Raw genomic sequence first — 19,331 nt, 5'->3', positions numbered from 1 at the left:
CCTGAATTAAAACGCAGGCTTGTCTTCAGTTTCTTCGTAACGCTTAACGCTTGCAACAATCTCTTCTTTTGCTGCCGCTGCGTTTGCCCAACCTTCAATTTTAACCCATTTATTTGGCTCAAGATCTTTGTAGTGCTCGAAGAAGTGTTCAATTTGGTTACGAAGTAATTCAGGCACCTGATCCACTTCTGTAATACCACGATAAATCGTAGACAACTTGTCTGCAGGTACTGCAAGTACTTTTGCGTCTGTACCTGACTCGTCAGTCATATTTAATACGCCAACTGGACGACAACGAATAACCGCGCCAGCCATAAGTGGGAAAGGCGTGATCACAAGTACATCAACTGGGTCACCGTCTTCTGACAAAGTATGTGGCACGTAACCGTAGTTTGTTGGATAGTGCATACAAGTTGCCATGAAGCGATCAACAAAAATCGCGCCAGACTCTTTATCTACTTCGTATTTAACCGGATCTGCGTGCGCAGGAATTTCGATGATAACGTTAATTTCATCTGGCAGGTTTTTACCTGCTGGAACAGCGTTCAAGCTCATAACATCAACCTTTATGAATAGTTCAAAGAATATTGGGCGAAATTATAAAGGGATCGCCGTCAAGATGAAATCAACAATGCTTTAGAATCGTCAGGTTTTTACGCAATTTGACGTATTTTTGTGCAAATCACTTGTGTTCTTACCGAATAGCTCGGTATATTCACCATGAGGATGTAAATATTTTGTAACGAAAACAAGCGGGTACGGGCGCAACGTGAGGAAATGATAAAGCATCCAGCTCGCCAATCACGCAAAGCGTGGGGTTCCAACGCCTTCCAAGACGAGACGAACTTGCAGTCGCACTTTGTGTCATAGCCACTTTTTAGGGGACATTATGACAGACTACCTATACCTACCACCCTTCTTGGGAATCGCGGGGCTCGTCATTGCCTTGCTTATTTATCAGATGATAAAACGTAAACCCGTCAGTAACCCTGTTATTGCTAAGATTGCCGATGCCATTCACTTAGGCGCGATGGTATTTATGCACCGTGAGTACAAGATGTTGTTTATTTTTGCGCTAGTGGTCGGGTTAGCATTGTTTTTCTCGCTAGGTGCCGACACCACCCTCGCCTTTGTAGTGGGAGCATGTTGTTCCGCATTAGCAGGATACATTGGCATGTTCACCGCCACCAAGGCCAATGTGCGCACCACGCAGGCAGCGCACGATGAAGGCGCACCCGCCGCGTTGTCGATTGCGTTTTCAGGTGGTTCTATAATGGGTTTGTGCGTTGCGTCAATGGGATTACTTGGTCTGGGAGGGTTGTATTGGTTCTTTGGCGACAACCCAGAATCCGCTCATGTGATTCACGGATTTGGCATGGGCGCATCGATTGTGGCGTTATTTTCTCGTGTTGGTGGCGGCATTTACACCAAAAGCGCCGATGTCGGCGCAGATTTAGTCGGTAAAGTAGAAGCAGGAATTCCTGAAGACGACCCGCGAAATCCGGGGGTGATCGCTGACAATGTAGGCGACAACGTGGGCGATGTAGCAGGAATGGGCTCTGATATTTTTGAGTCCTACTGCGGCTCAATGATCGCAACCATTGCGATTGCCTCGACCATGGTAGTTGGCACCCTTGGCGCACGAGAAAGCTTAATGTTTCTGCCATTGGCATTGGCATCAACAGGGTTACTTTGCTCGGTGTTAGGGATCGTATTCGTTAACCTAATGTCATCAAGTAAACCCGAAGTGGCACTGCGCGCAGGGACAATTTCAGCCGCCATATTATTTATCGCAGCAGCCTACTTCGTCGTTACCTTAACGGGCATTAGTATCAATGTGTGGTGGTCGGTTATTTGTGGTGCCATTGGTGGCATCATTATTGGATTAGTGACCGAGTATTACACGGCGGCTGGGCCGGTACGCAAAATTGCGCAATCTGGCGAAACGGGTCCCGCAACAGTCATGATTACAGGTCTGTCTGTTGGCATGCAATCTGTAGTGATTCCAGTACTAACCATTTGTGCCATTATCTTTATTTCAACATCTTTGTCTGGGCTTTATGGTGTGGGTATCGCAGCAGTTGGTATGCTTGCAACCGTCGGTATTACAATGGCTATAGACGCATACGGCCCCGTCGCTGACAACGCGGGAGGCATTGCGGAAATGGGTGGCTTAGGCGAAGACACCCGCGCAATCACAGATTCTCTCGATGAACTAGGAAATACCACTGCCGCGATTGGTAAGGGGTTTGCTATTGGTGCGGCGGCGCTGGCGGCGCTGGCAATCATTGCCGCATTCGTTGAAACCATGTCGCTTAGCCGCGGTACGTTCATGCTGCATTTAGGTGATCCAACCGTGCTCACCGGCCTGTTTATTGGCGGGATACTCCCTTTTCTGATTGCCTCTATCACCATGACCGCCGTAGGTGATGCTGCCTTTGATATGATTCAGGAGATTCGTCGACAGTTTCGCGAAATCGACGGTTTGATGGAAGGCAAAGCCGAGCCAGATACAGGGCGTTGTGTGGATATCGCCACAGCAGCCGCATTAAAGAAAATGATATTACCGGGTGCAATTGCGGTAATCGTTCCACCCGCAGTAGGCTTCGGTATTGGCGCTCATGCGTTAGGAGGAATGCTTGGTGGTGCGTTACTAGGCTGCGTGTTACTTGCGTTAATGATGGCAAATGCCGGTGGTGCATGGGATAACGCCAAAAAGTACGTAGAAAAAGGCCATTTTGGTGGAAAAGGTTCAGAAGTGCATGCTGCCGCGGTGGTTGGCGATACCGTGGGCGATCCCTTTAAAGATACGTCTGGCCCATCGATGAATATTCTTATCAACGTGATGGCAATAGTAAGTTTAGTGATCGCACCCTTACTGTAATGGCTGTAAACAGAAAATACGTGGATAAATATATAAGATAAAAGAGACAAAAATGGCGCAGAGAGTAAGTTCTCTTTGCGCCATCTCTTTTAAACCAACAAGCTTAGCGACGAATCATGCTGCTGATAAGGGTTAGCAAAGCACCTATCGGCGATAATAGCTAACGCAGGTTTCTACTTCTTCTTTAGAGCCCATGATAACTGGCACCCGTTGATGGATTTCTTCTGGCATCACTTCCAAAATACGCCCTTCTCCTGTAGACGATGCGCCTCCAGCTTGTTCAATCAAAAATGACATGGGGTTTGCTTCATAGAGTAAACGCAGTTTGCCTGGAATTTTCGGGTTACGTTTGTCAGCAGGATACGAGAAAATACCACCACGGCACAGCACTCGGTGAATATCACCTACCATCGCTCCTACCCAGCGCATGTTGAAGTTTTTACCGCGCGGCCCTTCATCACCAAGCAATAAATCGGTGACGTAATCTTGCATTGGCTGCTCCCAATGACGTTGGTTTGACGCGTTAATAGCAAACTCTTTGGTTTGCTCTGGCACGGTGACATTTGCCTCGGTAAGCAGGAATCCGCCATGGGTTTTATCGAGGGTGTACATGTGCGTACCGCGCCCCGTTGTCATGGCCAGCATGGTTGATGGGCCATACAGTACGTATCCTGCCGCAACCATTTGCGTACCCGGTTGCAAGAACGCGGAGGGGTCATCTGGCTCCATCCATTGCGGCGCATGCGTAATCGAGAAAATGGTGCCAATTAAGCTGTTGATATCGGTATTTGACGAGCCATCTAGCGGATCGAAACTCACTAAATATTTGCCCTCTGGGTTACACGGCACCACTTCATCTTCTTCTTCAGAAGAAATCGCTTTAACGTAGCCCGATTCACGCAAAATGTCTTTTAAGATCTGGTTTGAAATTACGTCCAGTTTCTTTTGGGTCTCACCCTGTACGTTTTCACTCAGTAGTGAACCCAGCACGCCAGCCAGCGCACCCTGACTAACACGGAAGGAAATTTCTTTACAGCCAGCCAGTAAAGTACGAATAAGCAAAATCAGTTCTAACGGTGCGCCGTCTTCCTGAAGTTGAGAGTTGAGTCGTTTCATGGGTATCCAAACCTTTGAATTTCTGTTTTTATGTAGGGTTTTACAACTGATACAAATCAGCTAACAGTGAATATTTTTATTATTTTTAGACTGTTAGGCGTATTGTAACTGGGATTGAACAAAAACTCAGCTAGTTGTTGTAAAGAAGATGGAAGACATTAACGCCACGCATTCTTTCTGGTAGTCTTGCTATCTTTGGTTCGCAACGAATAAGCGCACGCGGCGCACAGAGTCAGGGTATTACACTGGCACAGCTATTTTTACGCAGTGAGACACATGCATATACATATTTTAGGCATTTGCGGTACTTTTATGGGTGGTATCGCCGCGATTGCTAAATCTCTTGGCCACCACGTCACAGGATCAGACGCAAACGTGTATCCGCCAATGAGCACACAATTAGAAGAGTTAGGTATCACGCTTACCCAAGGGTTTGATCCTGTTCAACTTAATCCTGAGCCTGACCTTGTGATCATTGGCAATGCCATGACGCGCGGCAATCCAGCTGTAGAATATGTACTTGAACGCAACATAAATTACATTAGCGGCCCGCAGTGGTTGTCTGAAAATGTACTTAAACACCGCTGGGTATTGGCTGCATCAGGCACCCATGGCAAAACGTCAACCTCGAGTATGCTTGCATGGATACTAGATTATGCGGGCATGAAACCTGGCTTTTTGATTGGCGGAATTCCTGAGAACTTTGGTATTTCGGCTCGGTTAGGAGACTCCCCGTTTTTCGTCATTGAAGCAGATGAATACGACAGTGCCTTTTTTGATAAACGCTCCAAGTTTGTTCATTACCATCCTCGCACCTTGATCATGAATAACCTTGAGTTCGATCACGCAGATATCTTCGATAGCCTGAAAGATATTAAGAAGCAATTTCACCATTTGCTGCGCATTCTGCCCTCGAATGGATTAGTGCTTACGCCAGCAGACGACGAAAATCTCGAAGATGTAATAGACATGGGGCTATGGAGCAACCATCAGCAATTAGGTAAAGAATGGCAAATTGGTGAAAGGGCCAAAGACGGTAGCCAGTTTGAGGTGATTTTACATGGTGAATCACTGGGCAGCGTTACGTGGTCACTTATTGGCAACCACAATATCGCCAATGGCATCATGGCGATTGCCGCCGCCAGACACGCGGGTATCGACCCAAAAGTAGCCATGGAAGCCCTTGGCAAATTTGTTAACGTGAAACGCCGCATGGAATTACGTGGTGATATAAACAACATTCGCGTGTATGACGATTTTGCACACCATCCTTCAGCCATTTTAACCACCCTTGAAGGCTTACGTTCTAACGTAGGTAATGCCAAGATCATTGCCATCTTAGAACCTCGCTCAGCCACCATGAAACAGGGGACGCACAAAGACACACTGGCAACATCGTGGCAAATGGCGGATGAAGTTTTTCTTTTTGAACCGACTGGACTACAGTGGGAAATGTCTGAACTGACAGAAAAAAGCATTGTGCCTACGCACTTGCACCGTGATGTAGACAATATCGTCACGTCTGTCACGGCTATCGCCAAACCAGGAGACCGAATCATTGTGATGAGTAACGGTGGCTTTGGCGGCCTTCATGACAAACTATTATCTGCATTGCAGGAGAAACATGCACACTAATTATATTACCGTTGCATTTACTGGCGCCAGCGGTGCGCCGTATGGGTTGAAGTTGGTCGCCTCGCTGCTTGCAGCAGGTAAAGATGTGTACTTGTTGATCTCATCCGCGGCTCGCGTGGTGCTAGCAACAGAAAACAACATCAAGATTCCAGCTAACCCCTCTGCCGCCAGCGCGTTCTTTCAAGACTATTTTGACGTTGAGGAGAGCCGGCTAACCGTATTTGGTAAAGATGAGTGGTTTTCTCCTGTTGCCTCTGGCTCTGCCGCGCCCAAACACATGGTAATTTGCCCTTGTTCTACTGGCACACTCTCTGCTGTCGCGACGGGCAAGAGTGACAACCTGATCGAGCGCGCCGCAGACGTGGTAATTAAGGAGCGTGGGCAACTGATTATGGTGCCCCGAGAAATGCCCTTATCGACGATTCACCTTGAAAACATGCTGAAACTTTCGCAAATGGGGGTCACCATGATGCCCGCTGCACCAGGTTTTTATCACAATCCAACCTCTATTGAGGATTTAGTCGACTTTGTTGTAGGTCGCATTCTCGATCATCTGGGAATTGACCAACAGTTAACTTCACGCTGGGGCTACAACCAGCCAGAGGAAAAGAAATAGAATGAAAATCAAACACCTTTTTACAGCAGGGCTACTTGCAGTAGTAAGCACCAACGCACTAGGTTGGGGACAAACAGGGCATCGCATCACTGGCGCGATTGCTGAGCGCTACCTAAGCGACAATGCAGAAAAAGCCATTGAGGCAATTTATCCGCATGCATCATTAGCAGAAATCTCTACCCATGCCGATGAAATGCGCTCTCACCCTTCAGAGTTTTGGCAAAAAACCGCCTCACCGTGGCACTACGTCACTGTGCCCAAAGGCAAGGTCTACAAAGACGTTGGCGCACCAAGCCAAGGCGATGCATACACGGCCCTGACATCATTCACCAACACACTTAAAAATTCGGCTGCGACACAAGAAGAGAAACGTTTGGCGCTGCATTTTCTTGTTCACATCATAGGTGACTTGCACCAACCGCTACACGCAGGTAACGGCACAGATAAAGGTGGCAATGACGTAAAAGTAGAGTTTTTCTGGCAAGATAGTAATCTGCACCGTGTGTGGGACTCTGGCCTGATTGACAAACAACAGCTGTCTTACTCTGAATGGACAAACTGGCTATCTGAGAAAATTTCGAAAAAGGACATCACAACGTGGTCAAAAGCCACACCCTATGATTGGATTAATGAAAGCGCGGGCCTTCGCGATGGCGTGTATCCGGATAGCAAAAAATTATCGTGGCACTACCAATTTGAACATTTGCCGACCGTTAAGCAACGCTTGCAGATGGCAGGGGTAAGAATTGCTGCCTATTTAAACGACATCTATAAGTAAAACGATTTGCTACGAGTTGAAAAAGCGCACTCTGTGCGCTTTTTCTTCATCATATTTCAATAATTAACCTCTAACGGAGACTAATCTATATCCAATGGCTCCGGTGACAAAATAATCCCCGTGCTATCTGCATACACGTGATCTTCAGGTAAAAACGTAACGCCGCCAAAATTAACGGCAACATCCGCTTCGCCGATTAGCTCTCCTTCAGCTTTAACGGGAATAGAAGCAATGGCATGTACGCCGATATCCATGTCTTCAAGCGCATCTACATCACGAACACTGCCATAACAAATGATGCCTTCCCACTCATTATCAACGGCAAGCTGTGCGGTATTTGCATCAATCAAGGCTCTGCGCATTGAGCCACCGCCGTCAACGAGCAGAACTTTGCCTTTTCCTGACTCAGATAAAACGCTGTCGATTAGGCCTTTGTGCTCAAAACACTTCACGGTAGTGACTTCCCCACCGTAAGATGACCTTCCGCCATAACTAATAAACATTGGGTCGACGACATCAACGTTATCAGCAAATAAGTCACAGAGTTCTGACGTGTTGTATTCCATTGCGTATTCCTGCTGGGTATAGATTCCCTCACAGCGTAGTGTTTATCGTGCCTTTTGTAAAACGCTAATCTAATCAATTGCGACAAATGGATGTCACAAAGGCTTCTTCTTTTTGTCACGCTTTTTTCATATTCGACTTCTAGGATTGGTTAGGAAGTGAGCAATATTTGATCTGATATGAACCTATTTGCCCGAACCGACACACGACTTTTTTATTGGCTATTTAACTTCTCAGCCAAACGCGATTGCCGTGTCATCAAATGGGTCTCGCACAGTGGCGATGGTCACCTATACTTACTCATCGGCTTGGCGCTTTATGCGTTTGAACCACTACACGGCGACGTATTTCTTTACAGCGCACTGCTTGCTTACGGCATGGAACTTCCGTTGTATGTCGTATTGAAGAAATTATTCAAACGCCAACGCCCCTGTGATTTGTTTCACAATTTTAACGCACACGTTACCCCATCAGACAAATTTAGTCTGCCATCGGGTCATACCGCTGCGGCTTTTTTAATGGCAACACAAATCGCCTTCTTCTACCCTTCTCTTACAGTGCTTGTTTACACATGGGCAATGGGAATCGGCCTCTCAAGGATTTTACTGGGGGTACATTATCCCAGTGATATCTTTGCAGGAGCCATGTTGGGATTAACCATTTCGTTTATTAGTCTTGATTTATTAATGTGATCACTACCCGATGAAAATTTTGTATGGCGTGCAAGGCACGGGCAATGGCCACATCGCGCGTGCGCGCGTGATGGCAGAGGCGCTAAAACAACATCCTGATATATCTGTAGATTTTTTATTTACCGGACGAAAGCCTGACAAGTACTTTGACATGGACGTGTTCGGTGACTATCAAACACGACGAGGATTAACCTTTGTCACGCGTCAGGGAAAAGTCAGCAAATGGCAAACCTTAAAACACGCAGACATGGGGCAATTTTTTCATGACGTAAATCACCTAAAAGTGGCAAATTACGACCTCTTACTGAACGACTTCGAGCCGGTATCTGCATGGGCAGCAAAGCGCCACTCACTTCCCAGTATATCGGTGAGCCATCAAGCTGCGTTTACATACGACGTTCCTAAAAAAGGGGAATCACTTTATGATCGAGTGATTACCCGTTATTTTGCGCCCTGCGATATTCAATTAGGTGTTCATTGGTATCATTTTGGGCACGCTATTCTGCCTCCTTTTATACATGAAACCGTAGATGTCACCCCTCATAATCAGCATTTTCTCGTGTATCTTCCATTTGAAGCATTAAACGATATTAAAACGCTGCTCACGCCATTTTCTCATTATCAATTTCACTGCTTTCATCCTGATGTCACACAGGACAGCGTAGAGGGAAATATTCACTGGTTCGCACCCTCTAAACCTAAATTCAGAGAGGCCCAAAAACATTGTGCCGGCGTGATTGCCAACGGCGGGTTTGAACTGTCGAGTGAGTGCCTGAAATTGGGCAAAAAGTTGTTAATCAAACCGTTACAAGGTCAATACGAACAAGCATCGAATATGCTGACGCTACAAAGGTTAGGTTTGTGCACAGGAATGGAAAAATTAGACTCTGATACACTTCGATCTTGGTTAGGCACCACCGCCCCGGATCCTATTAATTATCCGGGAGATCCCACCCTGTTTATTGAATGGCTAAAGCAAAAAGACTGGCACAACACCGAAACGCTTTGCAAATCACTTTGGAATAACGTGGAGTTTCCTGAGTCTGTCTCACAAAAGCTGGCTGCTTTACACACGTAGTTCACTCTCTTATATAAGATAGTTTTTATGACAGTCTCACGTTTATGCTAAAAGAATGATGTAAATATCGAATTCTTATTGATTTTTACCTTTTCAGTGCGATGATATCTGTAATCCTTTCGAATTGAGTAACGTCATGAAATCCGTAATTACCCGCCCGCTTATCGTGTTGTTTGTCGTCTTCATAGGCTTGGTAGGCTGTGGCAATAAAGGGCCGCTGTACGCCCCAGAAAAGCCTCAACAAAATCAAGACACGCCAAGCACCGAATCGTCTGAAGTGAATGCGGCCGATAGCAAGGAGGGATAGGTGGACTTTTTCCAATACGAAAATCATCAACTCAAAGCAGAAAATGTCGCCTTAAGCGACATCGCAAACACCTATGGCACCCCTTGCTATGTCTACTCGAGAGCAACCATCGAGCGCCATTGGCATGCATTTAACAAGGCGGCAGGCGAGCATAAACATCTCATTTGCTATGCGGTGAAAGCCAATTCAAATCTGGGTGTGCTGAGCGTTTTGGCCAAGCTAGGTTCGGGCTTTGATATTGTGTCTGGCGGCGAGCTTGCGCGCGTTTTACACGCCGGCGGCGATCCCCGTAAAGTGGTATTTTCGGGCGTCGGCAAAACCGAAGCGGAAATCGCATTTGCGCTAGAGAAAGACATTTTATGCTTTAATGTAGAGTCGCCAGCCGAACTAGTTCGTATCAACCAAGTAGCTAAAACACTGAATAAACAAGCTCCCATTTCTATTCGCATTAACCCCGATGTAGATGCGAAAACCCATCCGTATATTTCTACAGGCCTAAAAGCCAACAAATTTGGTATTCGACGTGATCATGCCATTGAGGTCTACAAAGAAGCCGCTGAGCTTTCTCATTTGAACGTTATCGGTATGGATTGCCATATTGGTTCACAACTCACTGAAGCTGAACCGTTCGTGGATGCCCTCGACAGATTGTTGGAGCTCATTGACGAACTCGCCGAAGAAGGCATTACTATTCACCACTTAGACGTAGGTGGCGGATTGGGCGTCAATTACAAAGACGAAACACCACCTCACCCTGATCAATACGTAGAAGCATTAATGACACGTATGCAACAACGCCCTGAACTAACGCTGATTTTTGAGCCAGGACGAGCCATTATGGCAAATGCAGGTGTACTGCTAACCAAGGTTGAGTTTCTAAAAGAGGGCGAAGAAAAGCACTTTGCCATTGTCGATGCCGCCATGAACGACTTAATCCGTCCGGCATTATACTCTGCATGGCAGAACATTATTCCTTGCGATACGTCGTTACAACGCCCATCACAAACTTACGATATTGTCGGCCCTGTGTGTGAAACAGGCGACTTTATTGGTAAAGACCGAACATTGTCGATTGCCCCTGGCGATCTACTTGCTGTAAGAAGTGCAGGCGCGTATGGCTTTGTTATGTCATCCAATTACAACAGTCGTCCTCGGGTGGCTGAAATATTAGTTGATGATTCTTCTGTACATCTGGTAAGAAAGCGTGAAACTATTGAAGACCTCTGGCGCGGCGAATCCGTCATATAATGAAATAAAAAGCTGACAGCGTAGTAATGCAAATACAATTTTCTAAAATGCATGGGTTAGGTAACGACTTTGTTGTCGTAGACAGCGTTACCCAAAATGTCTTTTTCTCTAAAGAAAAAATTCAGCAATTGGCTGACAGAAACTTCGGAATTGGCTTCGACCAAATGTTAATCGTCGAACCCCCTTATGATCCTGATCAAGATTTTCATTACCGCATCTTCAATGCTGATGGCACTGAAGTCTCGCAATGTGGCAATGGGGCGCGCTGCTTCGCTCGTTTTGTGAAAATGAAAGGGTTAACTAACCGCAGCAAAATTGTTGTGAGTACAAAATCTGGCAAAATCATTCTTTACCTAGAAAAAGACGGGCAAGTTACAGTGAATATGGGCAGGCCCAACTTCGTTCCTGCCAACATTCCGATGAAAGCCAATAAAGAAGAAGGCACTTACATTATACGCGCAGAAGAACACACGGTATTTGTCGGCGCTGTGTCAATGGGAAATCCCCATTGCGTGATGGAAGTCGACGATATTAACACAGCCCCCGTCGAGCTTTTAGGCCCGTTATTAGAACGGCATGAACGCTTTCCAGAGGGCGTGAATGTTGGCTTCATGCAGATACTCAATTCGGGTCATATCAAGTTACGCGTGTTCGAACGTGGAGCGGGTGAAACACTGGCTTGTGGCAGTGGTGCATGTGCAGCCGTTGCTATCGGGCAAATTCAAGGTAAACTAGGGAAAGATGTCCGAGTCGACTTGCCTGGCGGAAGTCTAAAAATTCGCTGGCAAGGGAAAGATAACGTACTAAAAATGACTGGACCAGCCGAACACGTGTTTGATGGATTTATTACAATATGAATGAAGTGTCGGGTCAACAGCACGCCCAATCTAGCTTGAACAATGAAGTAGAAACGTTCAACGCAATCCGTCCCGAGGATGTGCGTGATTTCCTGCTTGCTAACCCAAATTTTTTCAACCACTTCCCAGATATTGCTGAAAGGCTACTCATTCCTCATGAAAAGAAAGGGGCAGTGTCTCTTTTCGAATTGCAATGTAATCAACTACGAGAAAAGGTAAAGCAACTCTCACGTAAGCTCAGTCAGCTTATTTCGGTAGCCAAGAAGAATGAAGAAATCTATCGCATTTATGCCGATTTAAACCTTCAGCTTTTACAATGTCGTTATTTCAGCGAAGTACAATCAACCCTCGATAGCGTGATGCGAGACAAGCTAAAAATGTCTGCGGTATCACTACGCGCATTTGAGGGAGCTAACGCCTTTCCTGAAATCCAGCGCAAACTCTTTATGGAAAAGCGCTTCAAACAAAGTCATTTCTTTTTTGGGCGTTTAAGCCAACATGAAAAGCAACTGTTGTTTGCTGGAAAACCAGCGGAATCTGTCGGCTTGATGTTGCTGGGCGAAAACGGCAATTTTGGCATTCTGGCCGTGGGTAGCAAAGATCCTAGCCACTTTAATCCAGACATGGATACCTTACTCATTACGCAGCTTCAGCAGTTTTTGAACGTATACCTGCCGAGCTTAGATGGCTTTTAAGCTCAGCTTTTAAGCTCAGTTTTTAAGTTCAAATAATACATTGTCCAGTCTACGCGATACGCTTTGGGTCAGCTAAGCTAGTTATGTAGTGCGGAAAAAGTAGGTAAAGACTAACCATGATATTTTATCGCCAAATACCCAATGTAAAAGCCATCACGTTTGACCTAGACGATACATTGTACGACAACTATCCGATTATGCGCCGTGCCGAAAAGCACCTTCATCAATTTTTAGCTGAGCGCTTTCCTAACACTGCCAACATGTCGATGCACGACTGGGGCAAAATAAAATCAGAGTTTCTCCACCAAACCCCTTCGCTTCACAATGATATGGGTGAACTTAGAAAGCGTGTTTTAAAACAGGGTTTAATTCAATCTGGTTATTCACACATGACTGATTTAGATAGACATGTAAACGACGCATTTGAACATTTTTATTTTCATCGTAGTGATTTTAAAGTCAGTGAATCTATTATGTCGGTTTTGGCTTATTTATCATCGCGTGTGCCGCTGATTGCCATTACTAATGGTAATGTGCGATTACATCAGATTGGCATTGCGTCATATTTTATTCAAAGCTTTCATGCCAGCTTGCAACAACCAATGAAACCCCATCAGCACATGTTTGATCTTGCCCGCACACAATTAAGTGTTGATGCTAAACACATATTGCACGTGGGGGATAATCTAGAAAAAGACGTAATGGGTGCCAAACAAGCAGGCTTTTCAACTGCGTGGTATGCTGAAAATCGCAGCATGCACTTAGCAAGCGAAAAAGCCACGCTTTTACCCGATATTCAGCTCACCACATTAGAAGATTTGAAACAGCTTGTGTAGCGGCGCGTTATACTCAAACACGCTGCCTTTTTGCTGAAAATAAATGATTTAAATGCGCCGGTTAGTCTTCTAGCACATTTTGCTGCATTGTTTGACACGGGCTATCGCATTGCGGTTTACCCACAATTTTCGCTGGTACGCCTACCACCGTCACATGCTCTGGCACAGAGCTTAGTACCACGCTCCCTGCGCCGACTTTAGAACCTTGCCCGATTTCAATGTTACCGAGTATTTTTGCGCCCGATCCAATCATCACACCTTTTCTGACTTTAGGGTGGCGATCTCCGCTTTCATTGCCTGTTCCACCCAGCGTAACCGATTGTAAAATTGAGACATCGTCTTCAATCACGGCGGTTTCGCCCACTACGATACCTGTGGCGTGGTCGAACATAACACCTTTACCGATCTTTGCAGCGGGATGGATATCAACGCCAAACACCTCCGAATTGCGACTTTGAATGAACAAAGCAAGTTGCTTACGGTTGTGTCGCCACAAATAATTGGCTAAGCGATGCACTTGAATCGCTTTAAAGCCTTTCAGATGCATTAGCACCGTCAGATACGAGTCTACAGCTGGGTCACGTTGATAAACTGCTTGGATATCAGTCATGGCTGACTCAACCAAATCTGGCTGCATCAAAAAAGCTTCATCGAACATCTCATGAATCGCTAACGCTGGCATGACTTCGTCTGTAATTTTATTCGCTAGAATAAAGCTCAAAGATGATTCAAAATTGTGATGCGTTAACACGCAAGCGTGAATGTAACTGGCTAAAAGAGGTTCTTTATCTACAAAAAATCGTGCTTCTTCCTTAAGCGTTTGCCAGAATGCCTGCGCGTCCATCATGTCTCGTTTACCTTTTTTCTGCATGAGCCAATACCCATTGCTGATGTTAATCACGTTATTCTAAGCCTTTTACTGACAGAACAGTAGCAAATTACGGGTAATCCTATAGTTCAAAGCATTCAAATGTATAAAAATACAGTATAAGTGATATACTTCTGCCCTAAATTAAAGCCGATGAAGAAAATTGCCAATGGATGTGTCCAGACTGTTAGACCAACTCAATGACAAACAACGCGATGCGGTTGCTGCTCCCCCCTCCGACATGCTTGTGCTAGCAGGTGCAGGAAGCGGTAAAACTCGTGTGCTTGTTCATCGTATTGCCTGGCTAATGGAAGTAGAAAACATTGCACCTTTCAGCATTCTTGCCGTGACCTTCACCAATAAAGCCGCACGAGAAATGCGCGGCCGTGTCGAGAGCCTAATGGGAACCTCATTGCAAACTATGTGGATGGGCACCTTCCATGGTTTGGCGCACAGATTATTACGCTACCATTATCAAGAAGCACGTTTGCCTGAAAGTTTTCAGATATTAGATTCTGACGATCAGTACCGTTTAGTACGCCGGGTGATCAAATCTATGAACTTAGATGAAAAACACTGGCAACCTAAGCAGGTGCAATGGTACATCAACGGCAATAAAGACGAGGGCTTACGTCCACAACATATAGAAACCTACGGTGATCCCACCAAACAAAAAATGCGTGAGATTTATCAGGTTTATCAAGACACCTGTGATCGCGCTGGGCTAGTGGATTTTGCCGAGCTTTTATTACGGGCCCATGAGCTATGGCTGAATCATCCGCAAATTCTCAAACACTACCAGCGTCGTTTCCGCACCATTCTTGTAGACGAATTCCAAGATACCAACAATATTCAGTATGCGTGGCTGCGATTATTGTGCTGTGAAGACAACAACATGATGATTGTAGGTGATGACGATCAATCTATTTATGGCTGGCGGGGTGCAAATGTCGAGAATATCTCCCATTTTTTGAAAGACTTCCCCAGCGCGAAGACCATACGTCTTGAGCAAAACTATCGCTCTACTGGCAATATCTTAAAAGCGGCCAACGCCGTAATTGACAATAACCAAGGCCGTTTAGGCAAGAACCTTTGGACAGAAGACGCCGAAGGTGAGGTTATCTCTCTTTACGCAGGCTTTAACGAATTGGATGAGGCCCGCTTTATCGTGGCGCGTATTAAGGATTGGATAGACAAAGGCTATGCCTTGAGCGATTGCGCTATCTTATATAGGAATAATGCCCAATCACGCGTTATAGAAGAAGCTCTGTTGCAAGAGCAAGTATCTTATCGAATTTATGGTGGCTTGCGCTTTTTCGAGCGTCAAGAAATTAAAGACGCACTAAGCTACCTACGTATGCTCAACCAACCCCTCGATGACGCTGCGTTTGAACGCGTGGTGAATACACCAAGTCGTGGTATCGGTGAAAAAACATTGGCGAATATTCGTGATGCAGCTCGCGCCACAGAGCAATCTCTTTGGCAGGCAACATTGCTAATGCTAAAAGAGAAACGTCTGTCTGGGCGCGCCGCCAACGCATTGCAAGCCTTTGTGGATTTGGTGCTTGGTATGCAAGAAGCCATCTTACCTCTGCCGCTAGATCAACAAGCTGACGAGGCAATCAAACAAAGCGGCCTGTACGCTATGTATAAGGCTGAAAAAGGTGAAAAGGCGCAACAACGTATTGAAAACCTTGAAGAGTTGGTCAGTGCCTGTAAGCAGTTTGAGGTGCCTGAAGATGCCGACGACATGACACCATTGGCCGCATTTTTGGCACACGCGTCGCTGGAGGCGGGCGAAGCACAAGCAGACCAACATCAAGACGCCGTGCAAATGATGACCATTCACAGTGCAAAAGGATTGGAATTTCCTTTTGTGGTGCTGGCTGGAGTTGAGGAGGGCATGTTCCCCAGCCAAATGAGCAATGAAGAACCAGGACGCTTAGAAGAAGAGCGACGCCTATGTTACGTGGGTATGACCCGCGCAATGGAAAAACTGTACATCACCTATGCCGAAAGCCGCAGATTATACGGCCAAGATAAATACCATACAGCGTCTCGATTTATTAAAGAGATTCCGTCTGACTGTATTGAAGAGGTACGTATACGCAATACAGTTAGCCGCCCAATGTACAATCGCTTTGAGAAAGCCGCTCAAAAAAGCTCGCATGTGGCTTTTGAGTCTACTGGGTTTAACTTGGGTGAGCGAGTCGCACATCCTAAATTCGGTGAAGGTACAGTGTTAAATTTTGAAGGCAGCGGCGATCATGCACGCGTACAAGTGAATTTTGATGACTTTGGCAGCAAATGGCTAGTACTGGCTTATGCGCGGCTAAGTAAAGCCTAATAAGCATTTACGTATTGCCAACTAAATAACGCCTTGCTGTCGTCATTGTTCTGCTATATTGCTGAGATTACTTGCTACTTTGCTAGCCCTTGCAAAGCAAACATTTTAAGGCGGTAAATGAAACACAAAGTACTGCTTATTGAAGACAGCCACCATGACATGCGTTTACTTAAGCGTGTGATAGGTAAAGCTAATTTAGAAGTTGTAAGCGCAGACTCCCTCACACGCGCCAAAATTGTTTTTGCTGATTCAGAGCCAGAACAGTTCCTTTGTGCCGTGGTTGAATATACGCTGCCCGACGCTCCTCGTGGAGAAGCCATAGATTTTGCGCTGTCTGCTTACCTTCCAGTGATTGCGATTACATCAGGGTTTGATGAAGATATCCGCGACAATATTCTTCAGCGAGATGTCGTCGATTACGTACCTAAAGAAAATGCGCAGATGTATGAATACATGAGCCGTCTACTGTTTCGACTGGAGAAGAACAAAAACATTGGTGTGCTTATTACGCATCCCAAGCGTGCAGTCAGAGCGTCAATTCTTTCTATATTACGGCGTCATAATTTTCAGATATTTGAATCTACTTCTGCATCAGATGCTGAATCTCTGGTTCAAACTTTACCGCAAGTAAAATTATTATTGGTAAGCGATCAGTTAAAAGAGGGGGCAGGTATTGATTTGGTCGCGTCACTACGCAAAGTATATTCTAAAGAGGAGTTAGCCATCGTCGGGCTAATTGAAAACCCCCAAGAGCACGCTCCCGCACGTTTTATTAAAGGCGGCGCCAATGATTACCTAACCTTCCCTTACGCGCAGGAAGCGTTTTTATGTCGTGTTATGCTAAATGTCGAGTACATTGAGCATATCGATACCATCAAGCAAGTTGCCAATACCGATTACCTCACTGGCCTACCTAACAGACGGCACTTTTTCGATAAAGTTAATGCAGAGCTAAAACGTGACACGAAACACCATTGCCTTGCCCTTATCGATTTAGATCATTTCAAAGACATTAACGACACACTAGGCCATGATGCAGGTGATGAGGTACTCAAGGCAGTTGGCTCAACGCTAAAACAGCGTTTTCCTCAAGATATCATTGCACGATTTGGGGGCGAAGAATTTTGTGTTTTCATGGCTGACACCTCGCTAGAAGACGCAGAGGCCGCACTCTCTGACTTCAAACAACAATGTAAGGAAACGCCTATTCAGTATGCAGGCACCTCTCTTCGCTATACCATGAGTGTCGGCTTAACCCGTCATTTTCGAGACAACATAGAATCAATGCTCAAAATTGCAGATATTCACCTTTATCATGCCAAAGAAACGGGGCGGGATAAGGTGGTCAGTGACCTTGACCACCATCCAGATATAGATGCAATACATTCGCTATCAACATAGCATCGCTTTGAAATTACTATTTAGACGCTGAGTGAGCAATCACTTTTGCTTGCTTTCTGTATTGCCGATACGAATCGAAGGTGAACATTAATAAGGCACACCAAACAAAGCCAAATGTGATCATGCGTGCCATGTCAAGCGGTTCTGCATACACAAACACCGCCAACAAAAACATAATGCTCGGGCCAATATATTGGAAGAACCCCAAGGTGGAATACATTATTCGGCGCGCCGCTGCGGTAAAGCACAGCAAGGGAGCCGTAGTCACAATGCCCGCACAGATAAGGGTGATATTCAGAGCCATCTCGTTCGTAAACATATTGCTCGCGTCACTGGCAAAGGTAAACCAGTAAACGATGGCTAGGGGCAGCATCATCGTGCTTTCAATAAGCAAACCTGGCAATGAATCTACAGCCACTTGTTTTCGAAGCAATCCGTACACACCAAAAGTACCCGCGAGAACCAGTGCTATCCAAGGTACATGACCAAAAGACACAATCAGGGTAATCACTCCAATGGCCGCTAGCGCAACTGCTGCTTTTTGCATCGAGCGTAACCGCTCTTGCAAAAATACGCGTCCTAAAAATACGTTTAACAATGGATTAATATAATAGCCAAGACTTGCATCTAACAAGTGGTCGTTATTGACAGCCCAGATAAACAATAACCAATTCGCGCCCAGCAGTAACCCAGATACCAATAAAATTTTAAGCACCTTGGTGTTTTTGAGTGCGGCCGTCACTTTCGGTAGTTGCCCAGCCACCAGTACCAACGCAATAAGTACAAGCACTGACCAAACTATGCGATGCATTAAAATATCCAATGCGGGTACATCTGCTAATAACTTAAAGTAAATAGGTGCAAAGCCCCACATACAATAAGCTGCGATTGCAAACAATACGCCTGCTTTAACCGATTGATTATTCATTAAAATGGCATTCCAAAATTGCGTGGTGGCGTATTGTGAATGGATTATCAGTAAGAAGCAAAAAGAGAATGTAATTAGGTGTAAATTCCCGTTATGGAAGGGTTCTCACGTCACACAATGAGGGTTAAAAATGCAATGCCAAAGAGGCGCGTTCTCGCTTGGGCAAACCATTAACAACCAGCATGAATGAGTTATCCACGAGCCGCTTAACTTCTCCTTCAGGCACTGAGCCATCCAGTTGCACCGTGATCCAATGACGCTTATTCATATGATACGCAGCAGTAATTGCCGGAAAAATATCGCGCAAACTCTCGGCCTCAAGTGGGTCGCATTTTAAATTAATTCCTTTTTTACCCTCTCGCTCACCGACCAACGCGAACATTTTTTGCTTCACTTTAAACACCTTAACGTCGTCGCCGAATGGGTAGTCTAGCCAAGCTTCGGGCAAACTTAGCAGGTATTGTTCAATGTTATTTTCCAT

At 45.6% G+C, this 19,331-nt stretch carries 19 protein-coding genes; 13 read left to right on the top strand and 6 right to left on the bottom strand.

Annotation, left to right across the window (positions count from 1 at the left end; translation table 11 throughout):
- Nucleotides 1-6: 6 nt before the first annotated feature.
- Nucleotides 7-555 carry an inorganic diphosphatase gene (ppa, locus tag OE749_RS16250; RefSeq protein WP_263713532.1) on the bottom strand — a complete coding sequence of 183 codons (549 nt, stop codon included), beginning with the start codon at nucleotides 553-555 and terminating at the stop codon, nucleotides 7-9.
- A 334-nt stretch (nucleotides 556-889) separates the two neighbouring features.
- Between ppa and OE749_RS16245 the strand changes: the two genes are divergently transcribed.
- Nucleotides 890-2,884: a sodium-translocating pyrophosphatase gene (locus OE749_RS16245; RefSeq protein WP_263713531.1), complete on the top strand. Its 1,995-nt coding sequence runs from the start codon at nucleotides 890-892 to the stop codon at nucleotides 2,882-2,884.
- A 144-nt stretch (nucleotides 2,885-3,028) separates the two neighbouring features.
- Here OE749_RS16245 and OE749_RS16240 read toward each other — a convergent pair whose 3' ends face one another.
- Nucleotides 3,029-4,000: a class 1 fructose-bisphosphatase gene (locus OE749_RS16240; RefSeq protein WP_263713530.1), complete on the bottom strand. Its 972-nt coding sequence runs from the start codon at nucleotides 3,998-4,000 to the stop codon at nucleotides 3,029-3,031.
- 276 nt (nucleotides 4,001-4,276) lie between these two features.
- Here OE749_RS16240 and mpl point away from each other — a divergent pair, with 276 nt between their 5' ends.
- Genes mpl through OE749_RS16225 form a run of 3 tightly spaced genes read left to right on the top strand, consistent with a single transcriptional unit; the run spans nucleotide 4,277 to nucleotide 7,029 of the window.
- On the top strand, nucleotides 4,277-5,635 hold the full coding sequence (gene mpl, locus OE749_RS16235; RefSeq protein ID WP_263713529.1) for a UDP-N-acetylmuramate:L-alanyl-gamma-D-glutamyl-meso-diaminopimelate ligase: 1,359 nt from the start codon (nucleotides 4,277-4,279) through the stop codon (nucleotides 5,633-5,635).
- Complete coding sequence (locus OE749_RS16230; protein ID WP_263713528.1) at nucleotides 5,625-6,251, top strand: flavin prenyltransferase UbiX; 627 nt, start codon at nucleotides 5,625-5,627, stop codon at nucleotides 6,249-6,251. Before mpl ends, OE749_RS16230 begins: the two co-directional genes overlap by 11 nt.
- Nucleotide 6,252: 1 nt before the next feature.
- Nucleotides 6,253-7,029, top strand: a complete 777-nt coding sequence (locus OE749_RS16225; RefSeq protein ID WP_263713527.1) for a S1/P1 nuclease — start codon at nucleotides 6,253-6,255, stop codon at nucleotides 7,027-7,029.
- 80 nt (nucleotides 7,030-7,109) lie between these two features.
- On the opposite strand, the gene rraA is transcribed toward OE749_RS16225, so the two are convergent.
- Complete coding sequence (gene rraA, locus OE749_RS16220) at nucleotides 7,110-7,595, bottom strand: ribonuclease E activity regulator RraA (protein ID WP_263713526.1); 486 nt, start codon at nucleotides 7,593-7,595, stop codon at nucleotides 7,110-7,112.
- Between the two features lie 177 nt (nucleotides 7,596-7,772).
- Here rraA and OE749_RS16215 point away from each other — a divergent pair, with 177 nt between their 5' ends.
- From OE749_RS16215 to OE749_RS16185, 7 genes are all read left to right on the top strand, one after another.
- The gene (locus tag OE749_RS16215; RefSeq protein WP_263713525.1) at nucleotides 7,773-8,285 is read left to right on the top strand and encodes a phosphatase PAP2 family protein; all 513 of its coding nucleotides are present in this window, start codon (nucleotides 7,773-7,775) and stop codon (nucleotides 8,283-8,285) included.
- Nucleotides 8,286-8,295: 10 nt separating this feature from the next.
- Nucleotides 8,296-9,363: an MJ1255/VC2487 family glycosyltransferase gene (locus OE749_RS16210; protein WP_263713524.1), complete on the top strand. Its 1,068-nt coding sequence runs from the start codon at nucleotides 8,296-8,298 to the stop codon at nucleotides 9,361-9,363.
- A 136-nt stretch (nucleotides 9,364-9,499) separates the two neighbouring features.
- Nucleotides 9,500-9,670: an LPS translocon maturation chaperone LptM gene (lptM, locus tag OE749_RS16205; protein WP_263713523.1), complete on the top strand. Its 171-nt coding sequence runs from the start codon at nucleotides 9,500-9,502 to the stop codon at nucleotides 9,668-9,670.
- A complete protein-coding gene (gene lysA, locus OE749_RS16200) occupies nucleotides 9,671-10,918 on the top strand; it encodes a diaminopimelate decarboxylase (RefSeq protein WP_263713522.1) in 1,248 nt (415 codons plus the stop codon).
- A 26-nt stretch (nucleotides 10,919-10,944) separates the two neighbouring features.
- On the top strand, nucleotides 10,945-11,775 hold the full coding sequence (gene dapF, locus OE749_RS16195; RefSeq protein WP_263713521.1) for a diaminopimelate epimerase: 831 nt from the start codon (nucleotides 10,945-10,947) through the stop codon (nucleotides 11,773-11,775).
- The gene (locus OE749_RS16190; RefSeq protein ID WP_263713520.1) at nucleotides 11,772-12,470 is read left to right on the top strand and encodes a DUF484 family protein; all 699 of its coding nucleotides are present in this window, start codon (nucleotides 11,772-11,774) and stop codon (nucleotides 12,468-12,470) included. The genes dapF and OE749_RS16190 overlap by 4 nt, the downstream gene beginning before the upstream one ends.
- 116 nt (nucleotides 12,471-12,586) lie before the next feature.
- Nucleotides 12,587-13,306 (top strand): HAD-IA family hydrolase, encoded by a 720-nt coding sequence (locus tag OE749_RS16185; RefSeq protein ID WP_263713519.1) that lies wholly within the window; start codon nucleotides 12,587-12,589, stop codon nucleotides 13,304-13,306.
- A 61-nt stretch (nucleotides 13,307-13,367) separates the two neighbouring features.
- Here the strand turns inward: OE749_RS16185 and cysE are convergent, their stop codons facing one another.
- Entirely contained in the window at nucleotides 13,368-14,177 is an 810-nt protein-coding gene (gene cysE / locus OE749_RS16180) for a serine O-acetyltransferase (protein ID WP_404828195.1), read from the bottom strand.
- A 166-nt stretch (nucleotides 14,178-14,343) separates the two neighbouring features.
- Between cysE and uvrD the strand changes: the two genes are divergently transcribed.
- Together uvrD and OE749_RS16170 are read left to right on the top strand one after the other, a co-directional pair.
- The gene (gene uvrD / locus OE749_RS16175) at nucleotides 14,344-16,521 is read left to right on the top strand and encodes a DNA helicase II (RefSeq protein WP_263713518.1); all 2,178 of its coding nucleotides are present in this window, start codon (nucleotides 14,344-14,346) and stop codon (nucleotides 16,519-16,521) included.
- A gap of 117 nt (nucleotides 16,522-16,638) precedes the next feature.
- Entirely contained in the window at nucleotides 16,639-17,922 is a 1,284-nt protein-coding gene (locus OE749_RS16170) for a response regulator (RefSeq protein ID WP_263713517.1), read from the top strand.
- Between the two features lie 16 nt (nucleotides 17,923-17,938).
- On the opposite strand, the gene rarD is transcribed toward OE749_RS16170, so the two are convergent.
- Both rarD and OE749_RS16160 read right to left on the bottom strand, forming a co-directional pair.
- Nucleotides 17,939-18,850: an EamA family transporter RarD gene (gene rarD / locus OE749_RS16165; RefSeq protein WP_263713516.1), complete on the bottom strand. Its 912-nt coding sequence runs from the start codon at nucleotides 18,848-18,850 to the stop codon at nucleotides 17,939-17,941.
- Nucleotides 18,851-18,974: 124 nt separating this feature from the next.
- Complete coding sequence (locus tag OE749_RS16160) at nucleotides 18,975-19,331, bottom strand: MmcQ/YjbR family DNA-binding protein (protein ID WP_263713515.1); 357 nt, start codon at nucleotides 19,329-19,331, stop codon at nucleotides 18,975-18,977.

The sequence above is a fragment of the Fluctibacter corallii genome, from assembly GCF_025751585.1.
Classification (GTDB): domain Bacteria; phylum Pseudomonadota; class Gammaproteobacteria; order Enterobacterales; family Alteromonadaceae; genus Fluctibacter_A; species Fluctibacter_A corallii.
The sequence above is the reverse complement of the archived record's forward strand: the minus strand, read 5'-3'. Positions and strand labels throughout refer to the sequence as shown.